Here is an 18,880-nt window from a genome sequence, read left to right on the forward strand (position 1 = left end):
GGCGTGGATGACTGCGAAACTTAAAATCACGGCGATCAAGCCCTATCCAGTATGGGTAGGAACGCGCAACCAGATGCTGGTCAAGGTGGAGACCGACAATGGCATCTTCGGCTGGGGCGAGAGCGGTTTGAGCGGCCGCGAGAAGGCTGTGACCGGCGCGATCGAGCACTATCGCGAGTTCCTCATCGGCCGCGACCCCATGCAGATTGGCCGGATCTGGCAGGAGATTTATCGCAGCCAATATTTCGAAGGCGGGCGCGTTCTGCAGGCGGCGATTTCCGCGATCGACATTGCGCTTCACGACATCAAGGGCAAGGCGCTGGGCGTGCCGGCCTACGAACTCTTGGGCGGCAAGCAGCGCGACCGCATTCCGACCTTCGCCTCGACCGGCGACGAGGCCGAGGGCGATGTTGCCATCGAACGAGCCCGCGAACTCCGTGTACAAGGGTGGCAGGCGATCCGCTTCTTCCCAATCGGTCAAAGCAGTAACGACATCTTCGAGCCGCGCGAGTCGATCGGGCCCACCGCACGGATGCTGAACAAGGCGCGCGAGGCGCTCGGCGACGACGTCGTCCTCGGCATCGACTATCATCATCGATTGTCGGTGGCAGAGGCGGCGAGCTTCTGCAACAAGCTCGGCCGTGGCGTGCTTGATTTCCTCGAGGAGCCGATACGAGACGAGACACCTGAAGCCTACGAATCCCTGCGCAGGATGACTGACGTCCCCTTCGCCATTGGCGAGGAATTTGCCAGCAAGTGGCAGTTCCTGCCCTATATCGAGCGCGGCATCCATCAGTTCAACCGGCTCGATGTCTGCAACGTTGGCGGGCTCACTGAAGCGATGAAGGTCGCTGGCTGGAGCGAGGCGCACTATGTCGACCTGATGCCGCACAATCCCCTTGGCCCGGTCTGCACGGCCGCCACCATCCATCTTGCTGCTGCGGTGCCGAATTTCGCCTGGCTCGAGACCAGGGTGCCAGAAGCAAAGCTCGGCTTCGACAATTCCGACTTCTTCCCCGTGCAACCACGGCTCGACGGCCCTGACTATCCGGTGAGCGACCTGCCGGGGCTCGGCGTCGAGGTCAACGAAGAAGCTGTCAAGGCGGAGAGCTTTCGTTTCTGGGAAGCGCCTCACCTGAAGCGCCGCGACGGTTCTGTCACAAACTGGTAGTTTCATCCACCGGAGCTTAAAATGACGCATACGCCCGATATTACGCGACCGCCCAGAGAGCTGATCGATGCGCTGAAGGAGATCGGCGCCGCGACCATTGCAGGTACGCTCGGCCACATGGGCTTCCGCAATCCGCATATGGTCGGCCCGGTATCGCAGAGCCGCGGCAAGTCGATCGTCGGCCCGGCGCTGACGCTTCAATTCATGCCGCAGCGGCCGGATCTTTTCACCGAGGGAGAATATGCAGATCCGGAGACGCAGTTGCACCGGCACGTGCTCTATCACGCGCAGGAGGGGGATGTGGTCGTGGTCGACGCGCGGGCCGATATGAGCTCGGGCGTCTTCGGCGACATGATGTCGACCTATTTCAAGGGTAGAGGCGGCGCCGGCATCGTGATCGATGGCTGCATGCGCGATCGGCCCAATGTCGAGAAGCTAGATCTCGCCCTCTGGCTGCGCGGCTGGACACCCAACTACCATGTGCAGACCAGCATTTATCCCAACGCCGTCAACGTTCCGATTGCCTGCGGCGGTGTCACGGTCATCCCCGGAGACATCATCGTCGCCGACGATGACGGGGTGGTGGTGCTTCCAGTCGCAATGGCCTCGAAGGTGATCGAAGAATCGCAAAAGCATCACGATTGGGAGGAGTTCTCGCGCATGAAGCTCATGGGGGGCGGGTCGTTGCAGCGCTACTATCCGCTGCATGACGATGCCCGCGGAGAGTACGAAGAATGGTGCAAAATTAACCGCTCGGGAAAGACTTAGCCAAGGGATTACCCTACCAACCACAAATCGATCTTATACGGTCGATAAGGAAATCGCCCCGGGCGCGTAGCGTCGATGGTCCAGTCCTGGCGATCACATGACTCCATCCGGTCATGTCGAACAAACGCAGGGCAATTGCCGAGAGGTCAAAACAACGAACATAATCTCAGAGCGTCATAAACGGCAGCATGGATGTTGCGGCTGGAAACCGCATCGCCGATTCGCACGAGATCGAAACGCCCCTGACGACCGAGCTTCGGCAATGGCGCCCGACGATTGATCAAGGCGGCATAATCCACGGCTCCAAGATTTCGCGAAAGCGGCTTCAGCTCGAGATAAAGCCCATCATTGGCAAGCGTGCCATGCTCTACAACGACCTGAGAGACGCGCCGCTCCCATTGTGCGCCGTCTGCAAAATCCGATCCGAGTGCGGCGACAAGAGCATTGCCGTCGCGCCGGACGGATTTGAGCCGCGTGTTGATGGTGACCCTGACGTTCCGTTCTGCGAAGGTACGGGCATAGGGCACGTGGTTCATGCCTCCCATATCGGGCGCGAAAAAGCGTTCGGGTGACACAATCTCGAGCTCGGCGCCGCTTCTGGCGATCACTTCGGCGGCCGACATGCCCGGATGTCCGCCATTGTCATCGAAGAGCAGGACCGCATCCGCAATCCTGACGCCGCCTGAAAGGATGTCCCAGGAAGAGGTCACGAGTTCATCGCCTGCAACGAGTTCGGGCTGCTGCGCAATGCCGCCGGTCGCAATGACAACGAGGTCGGGTTCAAGAGCAAGGACATCGCTTGCCTCCGCATAGATATCATAATGCATGCGAACACCCAGCCGCTCGAGTTCCGCCAGCCGCCAGTCGATGATGCCTATCATCTCCTTGCGTCTGACATTGCGGACGAGTAGATTGACCTGTCCGCCGGCTTTTCCCGTCGCTTCCAGGACATCGACCACATGCCCGCGCTCGGCGAGCACACGGGCGGCCTCGAGGCCGGCCGGTCCCGCACCGACCACGACGGCCTTGCGGTGAACCTCGGCCTTTTGGATCTCATGCGGGATCTGTCCCTCGCGGCCGGTCGCGGCATTGTGGATACAGAGTGCCTCCCCGCCTTCGTAGATCCGGTCGAGGCAGTAGGTGGCGCCGACGCAGGGCCGGATGCGTGCCTCCTCGCCGCTCTCGATCTTGCGCACGATATACGGGTCGGCGATATGGGCGCGTGTCATGCCAACCATGTCGAGCTTTCCCTCGGCGATCGCATGACGGGCTGTTGCTACATCACCGATGCGCGCGGCATGAAAGACCGGAAACTTGGTGATCGCCCTCACCTCGCCGGCAAAATCGAGATGCGGGGCAGATGCCATGCCCTGGATCGGGATGACCTCGTTGAGCGCAACGTCACTGTCGATATGGCCGCGAATGATGTTGAGAAAATCGATTTCGCCGGATCGGGCAAATCGTGATGCAATCTCTATGCCTTCCTGTCGCGACAAGCCCTTCTCCCAGTCCTCGTCTGCGACGAGACGCATGCCAACGATGAAATCCGGCCCGACCGCCTTGCGAACCGCCTGCGTGACCATGACAGAAAAACGCATACGATTGTCGAGCGAGCCGCCAAATTCGTCCTCACGCCGGTTGGTTGCCGGCGACCAGAAGCCATCGAGCAGATGGCCGTAAGCTTCGATCTCGATACCGTCGAGGCCGGCTTCCTGCATGCGCTGCGCGGCTCTTGCATAATCGGCCACGATACGCTCGATGTCCCAGTCTTCCACCTCTTTCGGGAAGGCCCGGTGCGCCGGCTCGCGGATCGGCGAAGCCGCCAGGACGGGCAGCCAGTCGCCCTTGTTCCAGCTTGTGCGGCGGCCAAGATGCGTAAGCTGGATCATGACCGCCGCACCGAACTCATGACAGTCGTCGGCAAGTCTCTTCAACCACGGCACGATCTCGTCGCGGTAGGCATGGAGATTGCCGAAGGATGGCGGAGAGTCGTGCGAGACGACCGCCGATCCTGCCGTCATGGTCAGTGCGATGCCGCCTCTCGCCTTTTCCCTGTGATAAAGCCTGTAGCGATCCGTCGGCATGCCGTTTTCCGAATAGGCCGGCTCGTGAGCGGTCGACATGACGCGGTTTTTCAGCGTCAGGTGCTTGAGTTGGAAAGGCTGCAGCAGGGGATCTTTGGAGGACATGTCCGCACTCGTTGCTTGGGTGGGAGTGGCAATCGAACCGCTATTCTGACCCATGCCGCCTGAAATGACGATCCGATCGGCGGCGCTTTCTAGCCGGCATGCGCCCGCCGGCTGCGGCTGAGGTCGACGGCGGTATGCCAGAGAACGGCTACGAAGATGATGACGCCGCCGAAGAAGGTGGCGACAGGCGGTTGCTCGGAAAACAGAAGCCAGACCCAGAACGGGGTCAGCACGATCTCCATCGTCCCTATCAGCGCAGCTTCGGCCGGCGGCATGCGTCTGGCCCCAGCCAGGAAAAGCACAAGCGCCAGCGAAAAATTGGTCGCACCGAAAGCAGCAAGCACGATCCAGTTGTGAAGATCAAGCGAGCCGACCGAGCCGAATGGAGCGAAGATGACGAGTGTCAGGAAGGCGCTGACAACAGTCGGCGGCAGGCTCGGAACCTCGGGATTGATGCGCGGGATGATGATGACGAGGGCGAAGGAGACCGTCATGCCAAGCGCCAAGAGGTCGCCGATCCCGGTGCCACCGCCGATCGACGAGGCGACGATGACCACGACACCCAGAAGAGAAATGCCCCCGGCAATCAGCGTGCGCCGTCCGACGCCCTCTTTCAGGATGATCCATCCGAACAGGGCGGCGATGAAGGGTGCCGTCGAATAGATCATTGTCACATTCGCGACGCTGGTCATATAGAGCGCCCCGATGAAGCAGCCCTGACTGACGGTCTGGCAGACAATCATCGCCAGGCCGGACGGATGCAGGACCGAACGCCATTGCTTTCGTGATATCCCGCCTTCGAGGAACAGGCAGGGGATCACCAGGAACAGCCCGCCGAACAGCGAACGCCAGGCGATCGCCGTCCAGACATCTGTCGTCAGGAGCCGCGAGTAGACCCCGCTGGCGCTCCAGGCAAGTGTCGCCCCGATGACGAGAAGGATGCCCTTCTCGCGCTCGCCGGCACCGAGATGCCTGGCCGAATGGTCAATGGTCACGCAAGTTAGTCTCGAAGGAGGAAAAGTCGAACGCACCTCCTTTCTGCACCCGCGATTGACATCAGACAAACGAATAGTAGAGATGGATGCCATCGATTTTTTCTATGGCTGTCCATGCGCGAACCCATCGAGAGTGATCTACTCCGGACCTTCCTCGTCGTCGTCGAGACCACCAATTTTTCGGCGGCCGCACAACGCGTCGGCAGAACGCAGTCTGCGATCAGCGCGGCGATGAAGAAGCTCGAAGACACGATCGGCGAAACATTGTTCGAACGCGGCGCCCGAGGGGTGGTGCTGACACGTCAGGGCGTCCAGCTCGTCCCCTATGCCCGCCGTGTCATCGATCTCCTGAGCGAGGCAGCGGCGACGATCCGCAGCAAACCGCTCGGCGGACCGGTTCGCATCGGCATTCCCGAGGAATATAGCCAGACCGTGCTGCCCGCAGCACTTGCAGCCTTCGCCGTGCGTCATCCGGCCGTCGAGGTCACGATCTCCTGCGATTATACTGTCCGCAACATCGCCGCCCTGGAACGCGACGAGCTCGATCTCGCCGTCGTCTTCGACTGGAGCGATCAGATGAGTGGCGAGGTGCTCTGCATCGACCCGACCGTCTGGGTGACCTCGATCGTCCACCGGCTGCACGACATCGATCCGCTGCCAATCGCCACCTATAGAGACTCGAGCTGGTGTCGCGAGTTTGCATTGAAGTCGCTGCACCAGCTCGGACGCAACTACCGGGTCGCCTTCATTGCCGACACCAGCTCCGGGCTGAAGAACGCCGTGACCGCCGGTCTTGCCGTCACCACGCTGTCGCGCAGCAACATCCCGCCCGGCTGCCGGGAACTGACGACGGAGGACGGTTTTCCGCCGGTCGATTCCTCCAAGGTTGTGCTGCGTCGCAACACCTTCCGGTCGAGCGAAGCGGTTCGCGAGCTTGCCGAGATGGTCCGCGACGCCTTCCAGCCTATGGCCGGGCCTCCGATGGCCTGACCGGACGCCGCAGCCGTCGCCGCGTTTCCGACGGGCTTTCGGAATAGCTTGCCCGATAGCTTCGCGCGAAGGCGGAGGCCGAATTGAAGCCGGTTGCGGCCGCAATATCGGCGAAGGACGCCGTCGTCTCGATCACCTTGCGCCGCGCCGCGTTCAATCTGAGCGCAAGATAGTGGATATGGGGCGGCGCACCGATCGAGGCCTGGAAGAGATCCTGCAGGTGCCGGGCGCTGATCCCGACCCTGCGGGCAAGACGCGCCAGCACGATCGGCTGCTCGATATTGTCCTCCATCAGCCGCACGGCGTGGGCCACCCGCGGATCATCCATGCGCAAGCCTGCCGACAGCGCCTCGTCGGCATGAAAGGATGGCTGCTCGTAGCGGAACAGCCGGCTGACCTCGAGCGCCAGCGAATAGCTCTGGCGCCGCCGGATGATCTCCAGCATCAGGTCGACGGTCGGCAGCGAGCCTGATGTCGTCAACCGCTTGCCGTCGATGACGAACCGGTCCTTGACGGCCGCCACCTGCGGATAGGCGAGCGCGAAGTCCTCGTAATCCTCCCAATGCACGGTCGCCGACAAGCCGTCGAGCAGGCATGCTTCGGCAAGCAGCCAGGTGCCGGATTCGATGCCGGCGATCATCGTCCGGTGACGTGCCGCCTGCGATAACTGCATCTTCAGGGAAGCAGTTGCGCTTTGCCGCCAGTTGTAGCTCGCCAGCACGAAGAGCGGCGTGTCCGATGCCGTCGTCTGGAACGTCCCCTGAGCCGGTATGGAAATGTGGCTGGTTGTCGGAACAGCTTCTCCATCAGGCGTGAAGATGTGCCAGCGATAGAGCTCGCTGCCGGAGATGCGGTTTGCCCCGCGCAGCGGTTCGATGACGGAGGCAATGAGGATGAGATTGGTGTCCGGCAGGACGAGAAGATCGATGTCGAGCCGTTCCGTCGATCGCTCCAGCACAGTCCCCTCCCACAGTCACTCCTTGCTGTTCCGATAATGTATCGATCGATTCCGAAAATGCAAAGCATCCTCGCTCATCCTGGCGCGTAATGGCCTCAAGACGAGGGAGAACAACAAACATGCCTCTTGCGATGAACCGCGATGTCTTCATCACCTGTGCCGTCACCGGTGCCGGCGATACGGTTTCGAAATCCAGCCACGTTCCCATTACTCCCAAGCAGATCGCGGCCTCCGCGATCGATGCCGCCAAGGCTGGGGCGGCAGTCGTTCACTGCCATGTCCGCGATCCGGAAACCGGTGCCGCAAGCCGCCGCAACGACCTCTACAGGGAGGTCACCGACCGCATCCGATCGGCCGATGTCGACGTGGTGCTGAACCTGACGGCCGGCATGGGCGGTGACCTGATTTTCGGCGATGTCGAAAGCCCGCTTCCCCTGAAGGCGGCTGGAACGGACATGGCAGGGGCAACCGAGCGGGTTAGCCATGTCGCCGAATGCCTGCCCGAAATCTGCACGCTCGACTGCGGCACGATGAACTTCAATCTCGGCGATTACGTCATGACCAACACGCCCGCCATGCTGCGGGCAATGGCGAAGAAGATGACCGATCTCGGCGTGCGCCCTGAGATTGAGGCCTTCGACACAGGGCATCTTTGGTTTGCAAAACAGCTCGCCGAAGAGGGCCTGATCGAAGATCCGGTGCTGATCCAGCTCTGCATGGGCATTCCCTGGGGTGCTCCAGACGACCTCAATACCTTCATGGCCATGGTCAACAACGTGCCCGACAGCTGGACCTTCTCGGCCTTTTCGATCGGTCGCAACGCCATGGCCTATCCGGCTGCCGCGGTTCTGGCGGGCGGCAATGTCCGCGTTGGCCTGGAGGATAATCTCTATATCGGCAAGGGCGCTCTCGCCACCAATGCGCAGCTCGTCGAAAAGGCCGTGCAGGTTGTCGAAGGCATGGGTGCCAGGATCATCGGTCCTGAGGACGTCCGCAGGAAACTGAATCTGACGAAGCGCTGAGGACGACATGACAAGGATTACCAAAGCGGCCTGTATCGGCGGCGGCGTCATCGGCGGCGGATGGATTGCACGTTTTCTGCTTGCCGGCATCGATGTCAGCGTCTTCGATCCGCATCCGGAAGCAAGCCGCATCGTCAGCGAAGTCCTTGCCAATGCGGAAAAAGCCTATGCCATGCTGACCGGCGCGCCGTTGCCGCCGCGCGGCCGGCTTACCTTCGAAACGTCGCTGCAAGAGGCCGTCTCCGGTGCGGACTGGATCCAGGAAAGCGTACCGGAACGGCTCGACCTCAAGCGCCGCGTCTTGACGGAAATCGATGCTGCGGCACGACCAGACGCGCTGATCGGCTCATCCACCTCCGGCCTGCTGCCGAGCGACCTGCAGCGCGACATGAAGCATCCCGAGCGCCTCTTCGTTGCCCATCCCTACAATCCCGTCTACCTGCTGCCATTGGTGGAAATCGTCGGCGGCGAGAAGACCTCGAAAGCGACTATCGAGACAGCGATGGAGCGCCTGGCTCCAATCGGCATGAAAGGCGTTCATATTGCCAAGGAGATCGAGGCCTTCGTCGGCGACCGACTGCTCGAAGCGCTCTGGCGCGAGGCGCTCTGGCTCATCCATGACGATATCTGCACCGTCGAGACGCTCGATGACGTCATCCGCTATTCTTTCGGACTGCGCTGGGCGCAGATGGGCCTGTTCCAGACCTATCGCATCGCCGGGGGCGAGGCCGGAATGCGCCATTTCCTCGCCCAGTTCGGGCCATGCCTTGCCTGGCCCTGGACGAAGCTGACCGATGTCGTCGATCTCGACGACGCGCTGATCGAGAAGATCGGAAAACAGTCCGACGAACAGGCTGCCGGCCTTTCAATCCGCGCACTGGAGCGCATCCGCGACGAAAATCTCGTCGGCATCCTGCAGGCGCTGAAGACCGGAAACAACGGCAAGGGCTGGGGTGCCGGCGAGTTGCTGAAGGATTTTGAACGGTCCCTCTGGGCCGCAGGCGGCGGGAAAACCATTGCTGCTGATCCTGCAGGCCCCCTCAAGCTCGTCGAGACGAAGGTGAGCCCAGCCTGGGTCGACTATAACGGCCATATGACAGAGCATCGCTACCTGCAGGTTTTCGGCGATACGTCCGACGCGCTTTTGCGCCTGATCGGGGTCGATCTTGCCTATGTCGAGGCCGGACAGAGCTACTATACGGTCGAGACCCATATCCGCCATCTTGGCGAAGCAAAACTCGGGCAGGCGATCCATTCGACTTGCCAGATCCTCGCAGTCGACGACAAGCGGCTGCACCTCTTCCACACGATCCGCGACAATGAGAGCGGCGCCGTGCTCGCCACTGCCGAGCAGATGCTGCTGCATGTCGATACCGAAGCCGCCAAGGCGACCCCGGCACCTGCCGCCGTACTCGACAAGGCGAATGCTATTGCCGCGGCTCACGCAAAGCTGCCTCCCCCCGATGGGGTTGGCCGCCATGTCGGCCAGAAACGATAGGGAGATCGACATGGATTTCGGCCTCAGCGAAGAACAGGAAATGATCGTCGAGACGGTCCGCGGCTTCGTCGAAACCGAAATCCATCCGCATGAGAACGAAGTCGAGCGCACAGGTGCCGTCCCGCCGGATCTCGCAGCGGAGATCAGGCGCAAATGCATCGAACTCGGCTTCTACGCCTGCAATTTCCCCGAAGAAGCAGGCGGCGCCGGCCTCGATCATGTCACCTTCACGCTGGTCGAGCGGGAACTTGGCCACGGCTCCATGGCGCTGACGGTCTTTTTCGGCCGTCCCTCCGGCATTCTGATGGCCTGCGAGGGCGAGCAGCGCGAACGCTATTTGCTTCCTGCCGTCCGCGGAGAAAAGATCGACGCGCTGGCGATTACCGAGCCCGATGCCGGTTCTGATATGCGCGGCATGAAATGCACCGCTCGCAGCGACGGCGGCGATTTCGTTCTCAATGGCACCAAGCATTTCATCTCGCATGCCGATGTCGCCGATTTCATCATCGTCTTTGCCGCAACCGGTGAGGAGGAAACATCGAGAGGTCTCAAGAAGAAGATCACCGCGTTTCTGGTCGATCGCGGCACGCCAGGCTTCGAAATCCTCAAGGGTTACGATTCCGTCTCCCACCGCGGCTATCGCAACTGCACCCTGAGCTTTGCCGATTGCCGGATTCCGGCCTCCCAAGTGCTGGGAGAGGTGCATCGCGGTTTCGAACTCGCCAATCAATGGCTCTACGGCACGCGGCTGACTGTCGCCGCCACCTGCGTCGGCCGGGCACGTCGCGTCTTTGACATGGCGCTTTCCTATGCTGCCGAGCGCAAGCAGTTCGGCAGGCCGATCGGCGCCAACCAGGGGGTCTCCTTCAAGCTTGCCGACATGATCACCGAGATCGACGCAGCCGAATGGCTGACACTCTCGGCGGCATGGCGGCTGGATGCAGGCCTGACTTCCGATCGCGAAATCGCTTCGGCCAAGCTTTACGCCTCCGAAATGCTTGCCCGCGTCACCGATGAAGCGATCCAGATCTATGGCGGAATGGGCCTGATGGACGATCTGCCGCTTGCCCGCTTCTGGCGGGATGCGCGCGTCGAACGCATCTGGGACGGCACGTCGGAAATCCAGCGCCACATCATCAGCCGCGATCTCCTGCGGCCTCTGGGAGCGTAGCCGATGCCAGCACGCACGCTCGATCGCCTGTTCAGACCGCAAACGATCGCCGTCTTCGGCGGCCGGGAAGCGCGTCGGGTGATCGAGCAGTGCGACCGGATGGGGTTTGCGGGTGAGCTCTGGCCCGTTCACCCGACGCTCGACGAGGTCCTCGGGCGGCGGTGCTACAGAAGCGTTTCCGACCTGCCGTCGCCACCAGACGCGGCCTTCGTCGGGGTCAACAGGATATTGACCATCGAGATCGTGCGCAGCCTGTCGGCAGCGGGTGCCGGCGGTGCGGTCTGTTATGCCTCCGGCTTCAGCGAAGCTGTGGCGGAGCTCGCAGATGGCAGTGACCTGCAATGGGCGCTGGTTGGCGCCGCGGGCGACATGCCGATCCTTGGACCAAACTGCTACGGCTTCATCAACGGCCTCGACGGCGCGCTGCTCTGGCCCGATCAGCACGGCATGAAGCGCGTCGAACGCGGCGTGGCGATCCTGACCCAATCGTCGAACATAGCGCTCAACCTGACCATGCAGACACGCGGCCTGCCGATCGCCTATGTCGTGACGTCAGGCAACCAGGCGCAAACCTCGCTCTGCGATCTCGCCTGCGGCCTGCTTGAAGATCCGCGCGTGACGGCACTCGGCCTCCACGTTGAAGGCTTTGGCGACAAGACCGCGCTTGAGCGCCTTGCCGCCACAGCTCGCCTGACGAAGAAGCCTGTTGTTGTTTTGAAAGTCGGCAAGTCCGAACAGGCAAGACAGGCAACGCTCTCCCACACAGCATCCCTTGCCGGCGGCGATGCCGTGGCCGATGCGGTGCATGCCCGCCTCGGCCTCGGCCGCGTCGAGACGTTGCCGGCGCTGCTTGAAACGCTGAAACTCCTGCATGTCGCAGGCCCGCTGCAAGGTGCCTCGATCTCCTCGATGAGTTGCTCGGGTGGCGAAGCCTCGCTGATGTCGGATGCTGCGATCGGACGCGCTGTCACGTTCCGAGATCTCGAACAAAAGCAACTGCCGCGCCTGAGAAAGATCCTCGGCGACATGGTGACGCTCTCCAATCCGCTCGATTACCACACGTTCGTGTGGGGCGATCTCGCGCGTCAGACAGAGGCTTTCACCGCCATGTTCGAAGGTAGCTACGACCTCAATCTCGTCGTCCTCGATTTTCCGCGCGGCGATCGATGCGAGGCGGCAGATTGGGTGACGACGGTTGACGCGGTCACCGCTGCGGCGTCTGCGACAGGCGCGCTTGCCGGGATCATGGCGACCCTCCCCGAAAACATGCCGGAGGCCGTCGCCGACCGTCTGATCGCTGAAGGCGTCGTCCCCTTCTGCGGTATTGATGAAACCCTGATTGCCGCAGAAATCGCAGCCGGCATCGGCCATGCCTGGCGCAAGCCGCCTTCCCTGCCGCTTCTCAATGTGGCGCCAGTCGAAGGCGCAATCGAAACACTAACGGAGGCTGATGCAAAGACCGAACTCGATCTCGCCGGCCTTCGGATCCCCAAAGGCCGAGTTGCAAGCTCGCCGCTTCAGGCGGCAGATTGTGCCGCGCGGCTCGGCTTTCCTGTTGTCCTGAAAGCTCTTGGCGTCCCGCACAAGACCGAAGCAGGCGCCGTCGCACTCAACCTGAAGGATGCCAAGGCAGTATCGGATGCCGCATCAAAGATGACTGCGACACGCGGTTTTCTGGTCGAGCAGATGATCGACCGGCCCGTCGCCGAGCTGATCGTCGGCGCCTCTCGCGACCCGGTCTTCGGATTATCGCTAACGCTCGGCGCCGGCGGAATTTTCGTCGAATTGCTGGAGGATTCCGTCATTTTGCCGCTGCCGACGACGAGGTCGGAAATTTCCGAGGCAATTTCACGCCTGAAGATCGGAAAATTGATCGAGGGATATCGCGGGCGTCCGAAAGGAGACCTCGAAGCGACCGTAACGGCTGTCGCACGGGCGGCAGATTATGTCGTAATGAATGCGGCACGGCTGGAGGAACTGGACATTAATCCATTGATGGTTCTTCCTGAAGGTCACGGCGTGGCCGCAGTCGATGCCCTGATCCGGCGGAGGAGGTAGCATAGGTTGAGCGACCCCATTCGCACCCGACAGGTTGGCGCAGTGCTGGAAGTCATCATCGACCGGCCGAAGGCGAACGCAATCGATCTTGCTACCAGCCGCACCATGGGACTGATATTCCGTGATTTCCGCGACGATCCATCGCTGCGCGTGGCAATCATCTCCGGTGCAGGCGAGAAATTCTTCTGTGCCGGATGGGACCTGAAGGCTGCCGCAGCAGGCGACGCGGTCGACGGCGATTATGGTGTTGGCGGTTTCGGCGGGTTGCAGGAGCTGCGCGATCTCAACAAGCCTGTCATCTGCGCCGTCAACGGCATCTGTTGTGGAGGCGGACTGGAGATCGCGCTAGCGGCCGACCTGATCCTCGCCGCCGAACATGCGACCTTCGCCCTTCCGGAAATCCGCTCCGGCACGGTTGCCGACGCCGCCTCGGTGAAGCTTCCGAAGCGCATCCCCTATCACATCGCCATGGACATGCTTTTGACCGGCCGCTGGCTTGACGTCCAGGAGGCGCATCGCTGGGGTTTCGTCAACGAAATCCTGCCAGCGGACAGGCTGATGGAGCGGGCTTGGGATCTCGCCCGCCTGCTCGAAAGCGGGCCGCCGCTTGTCTATGCGGCCATCAAGGAAATCGTGCGTGAATCGGAGGGTTCGACCTTCCAGACTGCCATGAACAAGATCACCAAACGGCAGTTTGCAACGGTTGACCAGCTTTATTCGAGCGAGGACCAATTGGAAGGCGCACGGGCTTTCGCCGAAAAAAGAAGCCCCAACTGGAAAGGACGGTAACAGGCGGCGACAACAGCATCATCTTCCCGCAAGCGTGCGGGCACCTCGAACGGAAGAGGAAACCGTTCGGGACCATGCCCAAAAATCGAAGTCAACGCAGCATAAGAAGGAGAAGGGGAATGAACGACTACACGAAATATCTTGCAAGTCGGGTGACAGCCGGCGGCCTCAGCCGCCGCGAATTCCTGGGACGTGCCATGGCAGCCGGCCTGACGCTTGCCGTTGCCGACAAGCTCTTTACCGAAAGTGCTAGAGCCGCCGAGCCGAAGCGCGGCGGTCATCTGAAGCTTGGCCTGGAGGGCGGAGCTGCAACCGATTCCAAGGACCCGGCGAAATTTCTGTCGCAATTCATGTTCTGCGTCGGTCGCTGCTGGGGCGACATGCTGGTCGAATCCGATCCACTGACGGGCGCCGCCGTACCGGCGCTTGCTGAATCCTGGGAACCGTCGAAGGATGCGGCAACCTGGACCTTCAAGATCCGCAAGGGCGTCAAGTTCCACAATGGCAAGGAACTGACGATCGATGACGTGGTTGCGACCCTTAAGCGTCATACCGACAAGGCGTCGGAATCCGGCGCGCTCGGTGTTCTCGGCTCGATCAAGGAAATCAAGGCGGACGGCGGCAATCTCGTGCTGACGCTTTCCGAAGGCAATGCCGATATGCCGCTGCTGTTGACCGACTATCATCTGGTCATTCAGCCAAATGGCGGTAACGACGATCCTCTCGCCTCGATCGGCACGGGTCCCTATAAGTTGACGAACTTCGAGGCGGGCGTGCGCGCCACCTTCGAGAAGAACAAGGACGACTGGCGCACCGACCGCGGTTATGTCGATTCCATCGAAATCATCGGCATGAACGACGCCACGGCGCGCATCGCCGCGCTGTCGTCCGGCCAGGTGCATTACATCAACCGTGTCGATCCGAAGACCGTCAACCTCTTGAAGCGTGCTCCGAATGTCGAGATCCTTTCGACTGCCGGGCGCGGCCACTATGTTTTCATCATGCATTGCGACAAGGCGCCGTTCGACAACAACGACCTGCGTCTCGCGCTCAAATACGCCATGGACCGCGAGACCATGGTGGAGAAGATCCTCGGCGGTTACGGCAAGGTCGGCAACGACTTCCCGATCAACAGTACCTATGCGCTTTTCCCCGAAGGCATCGAGCAGCGCGTCTACGATCCCGACAAGGCGGCCTTCCACTACAAGAAATCGGGCCATAGCGGCTCGGTCCTTCTGCGCACGTCCGAAGTCGCTTTCCCCGGCGGCGTCGACGCGGCCGTCCTCTATCAGGAAAGCTGCAAGAAGGCCGGCATCGAGATCGAGGTCAAGCGTGAGCCGGGCGACGGTTACTGGACCAACGTCTGGAACGTCCAGCCCTTCTCGACCTCCTACTGGGGCGGCCGCCCGACGCAGGACCAGATGTATTCCACCGCCTATCTCTCGACGGCCGACTGGAACGACACCCGCTTCAAGCGCCCTGACTTCGACAAGCTGTTGCTGCAGGCCCGCTCCGAACTTGATGAATCCAAGCGCAAGGAGCTCTATCGCGCCATGGCGATGATGGTCCGCGACGAGGGTGGCGTCATCCTGCCGATGTTCAACGACTTCGTGAACGCCTCCACCAAGCAGGTCAAGGGCTATGTCCACGACATCGGCAACGACATGTCGAACGGCTATGTCGCAACCCGCGTCTGGCTGGAGGCCTGACGCCGGGCGTCTGCCTTCCAATCTCCAGGCAAGCTGGGACCGTGGGACAAAACCCGCGGTCCTCCTGACGTTTCAGCGCGAGGCCATCACCATGTCCAGTCCGACCTCAGGCAATATCCTGCCCGGTCTCAGGTTCCGGCAGCGTTTTCCGCTGCTTGCCCTTATTCTCGAGCGCTTCGTGCTCAGCATCATCCTGCTCTTTGCCGTCTCCATCCTCATTTTCGGCGGCCTGGAAGCCCTTCCCGGCGATTTCGCCACGACTTATCTCGGCCAGTCGGCAACGCCGCAGGCAGTTGCCAATATCCGCAAGGATCTCGGCCTCGACCGGCCGGTGACGACGCGATACATCGAGTGGCTAGGCAATGCCGTGCAAGGGGATTTCGGCACATCCTGGGCCAGCAAGAATTCCGTCAGCGAACAGATCGGCAAGCGGCTCGGCAATTCGCTGTTTCTGGCGGGCTTTGCTGCACTGATTTCCGTGCCGCTTGCCGTCGGGCTCGGCATGGTTTCGGTACATTTCCGGGGCCGCCTGCCGGACAAGATCATCAACATCATTTCGCTTGCGGCGATTTCATTACCGGAATTCTTCATCGGCTACCTGCTGATCATGTTTTTCGCGGTGAAGTTCGGCGTCGCCACCTTTCCCGCAACCGTCTACGAAAGCATGGGGTTTGCCGATCGCTTGAAGGCGATTGCCCTGCCGACGGCGACCCTCGTGCTCGTCGTGCTTGCCCACATGATGCGCATGACGCGGGCCGCAATCCTCTCGGTCATGTCGTCGGCCTATATGGAGACGGCAGAGCTGAAGGGCCTTTCGGCGTTTCGCTCGATCGTCAAGCATGCCGCACCGAACGCGCTTGCGCCGATCATCAACGTCGTGGCGCTGAACCTTGCCTATCTGGTGGTCGGGGTGGTCGTCGTCGAGGTGGTCTTCGTCTATCCCGGCATGGGCCAGTATATGGTCGATGCCGTGACGGTGCGCGACATGCCGGTGGTGCAGGCCTGCGGCCTGATCTTTGCCGCCGTCTATATCTTCCTCAACATGCTGGCCGATATTCTCGCCATCATTGCCAACCCCCGGCTGAGGCATCCAAGATGAGATTGAGAGACATCCCCATCACCGCCTGGATCGGCATGATCGGCATCGCCGTCGCCTTCATCTTCGCGCTCTTTGCACCTTTGATTGCTCCCTACGGGGAGACCGAGGTCGTCGGCAGTGTCTGGCAGATGCCCGACGCGCAATATGTCTTCGGCCTCGACAATCTCGGCCGCGACATCCTCTCCCGGCTGATCCACGGCGCGCGCACGACGCTTTTCGTGGCGCTTGCGGCAACGGTCATCTCCTTTTCGCTCGGCGTCATCCTGAGCTTTACGGCAGCCGTCTCGCGCGGGCTGATCGACATGGTCTTCTCGCGCTTCAACGACCTGATGATGTCGATCCCGACGCTGATCTTCGCGCTTGTGGTGCTCGCCGTCCTGCCACAGAACATCATCGTCCTGATCCTCGTCATGGCGATCCTCGATTCGACACGTGTCTATCGTCTCGGCCGTGCTGTGGCGCTCGATGTCGCTGTCATGGAATTCGTCGAGGCGGCCAAACTTCGCGGCGAAGGAAAGCTCTGGATCATCTTCCGGGAGATCCTGCCGAATACGCTGACACCGCTGCTGGCCGAGTTTGGCCTGCGTTTTGCTTTTTCGATTCTGTTTCTCTCGACATTGTCCTTCCTCGGCCTCGGCATCCAGCCGCCATCGGCCGACTGGGGCGGGATGGTCAAGGACAATAAGGACGGCATCATCTTCGGCATTTCGGCAGCGCTGGTGCCGGGCAGCGCGATCGCCATCCTCGCCGTCTGCGTCAACCTCGTCGTCGACTGGCTTTTGAAACGAACCTCGAGCCTCAAGGGAGGGCGTGGCGATGCCTGATCTTCTTTCCGTCCGCAATCTCAAGATCGAAGCCACCAGCTATCCGCCGGGTGAAGCGCCGAAACGCGTGACCATCGTCGACGGCGTTTCCTTTGATTTGCAGAAAGGCCGGGTGCTCGGACTGATCGGAGAGTCCGGGGCCGGCAAGTCGACAATCGGGCTCTCGGCACTTGCCTATGGCCGAGGCGGTGCCGAGATCACCGGCGGAGAGGTGAGGCTCGATGGCGACAATATCCTTGCCCTCGACAGGAATGGCATCAGGCAGATCCGCGGTGCCCGTGTCTGCTACGTCGCACAGTCAGCCGCCGCCGCCTTCAATCCCGCCCACCGGCTCGGCGACCAGGTGATCGAGGCTTCCGTCAAACACAGGCTCATGAGCAGACAGGAGGCGAAAAAGCGAGCGCTCTACCTGTTTCAGGTGCTTGGCCTTCCCCATCCCGAAAGTTTTGGCGAACGTTTCCCCCACCAGGTCTCGGGCGGCCAGCTGCAGCGCGCCATGACGGCCATGGCGCTCTGCTCCAACCCGGAACTGATCGTCTTCGACGAACCGACGACGGCACTTGACGTCACCACCCAGATCGATGTGCTGGCGGCAATCAAGCATGCGATCGAGGCAACCCATACGGCGGCCCTCTATATCACTCATGATCTCGCCGTCGTCGCCCAGATATCCGACGACATCATGGTGCTGCGCCATGGAAAGACAGTGGAATACGGCAGTGTACAGCAGATCATCGAAGCGCCGCGGGAGGACTATACCCGCGCGCTCGTCAACGTCCGCCAGACGCTGAGGGACGAAGCGGTCGATCAGTCCGATGCGCTGCTGAAGATCGAAAACGTCAGCGCGGAATATTCCAATGGCTTCAAGGTTCTGAACGATGTCAGTCTGCACGTGCCGATGGGACAGACATTGGCGATCGTCGGTGAATCGGGCTCTGGAAAATCGACGCTCGCCCGCGTCGTCACCGGGCTCTTGTCACCCACATCAGGGAGGGTCTCTTTTGCCGGCAAGCTATTGACACCCGACGTCCGACACAGGCCGCGCGATGATCTCCGCCGCATCCAGCTCATCTACCAGATGGCTGACACGGCGATGAACCCGCGTCAGACCGTGCGTGACATCATCGGTCGGCCGCTGACCTTCTACTATGGCCTTAGGGGAGCTGCGAAGACGGACCGCGTGAAGGAATTGCTCGACCAGATCGAGATGGGCAACGGCTTCCTGAACCGCTACCCGGCAGAGCTCTCGGGCGGCCAGAAGCAGCGCGTCGCCATCGCACGCGCGCTCGCGGCCAAGCCGGAACTCATCCTCTGCGACGAGCCGACCTCGGCCCTCGACCCGCTGGTTGCCGAAGGCATCCTGAAGCTGCTGCTGAAGCTGCAGGAAGAGGAAAAGCTCTCCTACATCTTCATCACCCACGACATCGCCATCGTCAGGGCCATTGCCGACAGTGTCGCAGTCATGCATCGCGGCAGGCTCGTGCGTTTCGGACCGAAGTCGAAGGCGCTCTCGCCGCCCTTCGACGACTACACCGACCTGCTGCTGAAATCCGTTCCGGAAATGGAGATCGGCTGGCTTGAAAAGGTGCTGACCACCCGACGGATGGAAAGTGCCGGCAACTGACCCTTCAACGCCGCC

At 61.4% G+C, this 18,880-nt stretch carries 15 protein-coding genes; 12 read left to right on the forward strand and 3 right to left on the reverse strand.

Annotated features, from left to right (window positions below; all coding sequences use genetic code 11):
• Nucleotides 1–7: 7 nt before the first annotated feature.
• Nucleotides 8–1,171: a mandelate racemase/muconate lactonizing enzyme family protein gene (locus tag KQ933_RS26060; RefSeq protein WP_216760685.1), complete on the forward strand. Its 1,164-nt coding sequence runs from the start codon at nt 8–10 to the stop codon at nt 1,169–1,171.
• Between the two features lie 21 nt (nt 1,172–1,192).
• On the forward strand, nt 1,193–1,939 hold the full coding sequence (locus KQ933_RS26065) for a ribonuclease activity regulator RraA (protein ID WP_216760686.1): 747 nt from the start codon (nt 1,193–1,195) through the stop codon (nt 1,937–1,939).
• A gap of 146 nt (nt 1,940–2,085) precedes the next feature.
• Here the strand turns inward: KQ933_RS26065 and KQ933_RS26070 are convergent, their stop codons facing one another.
• Nucleotides 2,086–4,128: an NADH:flavin oxidoreductase gene (locus KQ933_RS26070; protein ID WP_216760687.1), complete on the reverse strand. Its 2,043-nt coding sequence runs from the start codon at nt 4,126–4,128 to the stop codon at nt 2,086–2,088.
• Between the two features lie 89 nt (nt 4,129–4,217).
• Complete coding sequence (locus tag KQ933_RS26075) at nt 4,218–5,123, reverse strand: DMT family transporter (RefSeq protein ID WP_216760688.1); 906 nt, start codon at nt 5,121–5,123, stop codon at nt 4,218–4,220.
• A 114-nt stretch (nt 5,124–5,237) separates the two neighbouring features.
• Here KQ933_RS26075 and KQ933_RS26080 point away from each other — a divergent pair, with 114 nt between their 5' ends.
• On the forward strand, nt 5,238–6,113 hold the full coding sequence (locus KQ933_RS26080; protein ID WP_216760689.1) for a LysR family transcriptional regulator: 876 nt from the start codon (nt 5,238–5,240) through the stop codon (nt 6,111–6,113).
• On the opposite strand, the gene KQ933_RS26085 is transcribed toward KQ933_RS26080, so the two are convergent.
• The gene (locus KQ933_RS26085) at nt 6,088–7,086 is read right to left on the reverse strand and encodes a GlxA family transcriptional regulator (protein WP_253958429.1); all 999 of its coding nucleotides are present in this window, start codon (nt 7,084–7,086) and stop codon (nt 6,088–6,090) included. The genes KQ933_RS26080 and KQ933_RS26085 overlap by 26 nt on opposite strands.
• A 104-nt stretch (nt 7,087–7,190) precedes the next feature.
• Here KQ933_RS26085 and KQ933_RS26090 point away from each other — a divergent pair, with 104 nt between their 5' ends.
• The 9 genes from KQ933_RS26090 to KQ933_RS26130 all read left to right on the forward strand — a co-directional run bounded on the left by KQ933_RS26090 (nt 7,191) and on the right by KQ933_RS26130 (nt 18,865).
• On the forward strand, nt 7,191–8,093 hold the full coding sequence (locus KQ933_RS26090) for a 3-keto-5-aminohexanoate cleavage protein (RefSeq protein ID WP_216760691.1): 903 nt from the start codon (nt 7,191–7,193) through the stop codon (nt 8,091–8,093).
• A gap of 7 nt (nt 8,094–8,100) precedes the next feature.
• Nucleotides 8,101–9,591: a carnitine 3-dehydrogenase gene (locus KQ933_RS26095; protein ID WP_216760692.1), complete on the forward strand. Its 1,491-nt coding sequence runs from the start codon at nt 8,101–8,103 to the stop codon at nt 9,589–9,591.
• Between the two features lie 10 nt (nt 9,592–9,601).
• Nucleotides 9,602–10,762, forward strand: a complete 1,161-nt coding sequence (locus tag KQ933_RS26100; protein ID WP_216760817.1) for an acyl-CoA dehydrogenase family protein — start codon at nt 9,602–9,604, stop codon at nt 10,760–10,762.
• Nucleotides 10,763–10,765: 3 nt separating this feature from the next.
• Nucleotides 10,766–12,820 carry an acetate--CoA ligase family protein gene (locus tag KQ933_RS26105; RefSeq protein WP_216760693.1) on the forward strand — a complete coding sequence of 685 codons (2,055 nt, stop codon included), beginning with the start codon at nt 10,766–10,768 and terminating at the stop codon, nt 12,818–12,820.
• 6 nt (nt 12,821–12,826) lie between these two features.
• On the forward strand, nt 12,827–13,609 hold the full coding sequence (locus KQ933_RS26110) for a carnitinyl-CoA dehydratase (protein ID WP_216760694.1): 783 nt from the start codon (nt 12,827–12,829) through the stop codon (nt 13,607–13,609).
• 119 nt (nt 13,610–13,728) lie between these two features.
• A complete protein-coding gene (locus tag KQ933_RS26115) occupies nt 13,729–15,318 on the forward strand; it encodes an ABC transporter substrate-binding protein (RefSeq protein WP_216760695.1) in 1,590 nt (529 codons plus the stop codon).
• Between the two features lie 91 nt (nt 15,319–15,409).
• Nucleotides 15,410–16,417: an ABC transporter permease gene (locus KQ933_RS26120; protein ID WP_216760696.1), complete on the forward strand. Its 1,008-nt coding sequence runs from the start codon at nt 15,410–15,412 to the stop codon at nt 16,415–16,417.
• Complete coding sequence (locus tag KQ933_RS26125) at nt 16,414–17,241, forward strand: ABC transporter permease (protein ID WP_216760697.1); 828 nt, start codon at nt 16,414–16,416, stop codon at nt 17,239–17,241. Before KQ933_RS26120 ends, KQ933_RS26125 begins: the two co-directional genes overlap by 4 nt.
• Nucleotides 17,234–18,865 (forward strand): ABC transporter ATP-binding protein, encoded by a 1,632-nt coding sequence (locus KQ933_RS26130; protein WP_216760698.1) that lies wholly within the window; start codon nt 17,234–17,236, stop codon nt 18,863–18,865. Before KQ933_RS26125 ends, KQ933_RS26130 begins: the two co-directional genes overlap by 8 nt.
• Nucleotides 18,866–18,880 lie beyond the last annotated feature (15 nt).

The sequence above is a fragment of the Rhizobium sp. WYJ-E13 genome, assembly GCF_018987265.1.
Taxonomy (GTDB): Bacteria; Pseudomonadota; Alphaproteobacteria; order Rhizobiales; family Rhizobiaceae; genus Rhizobium.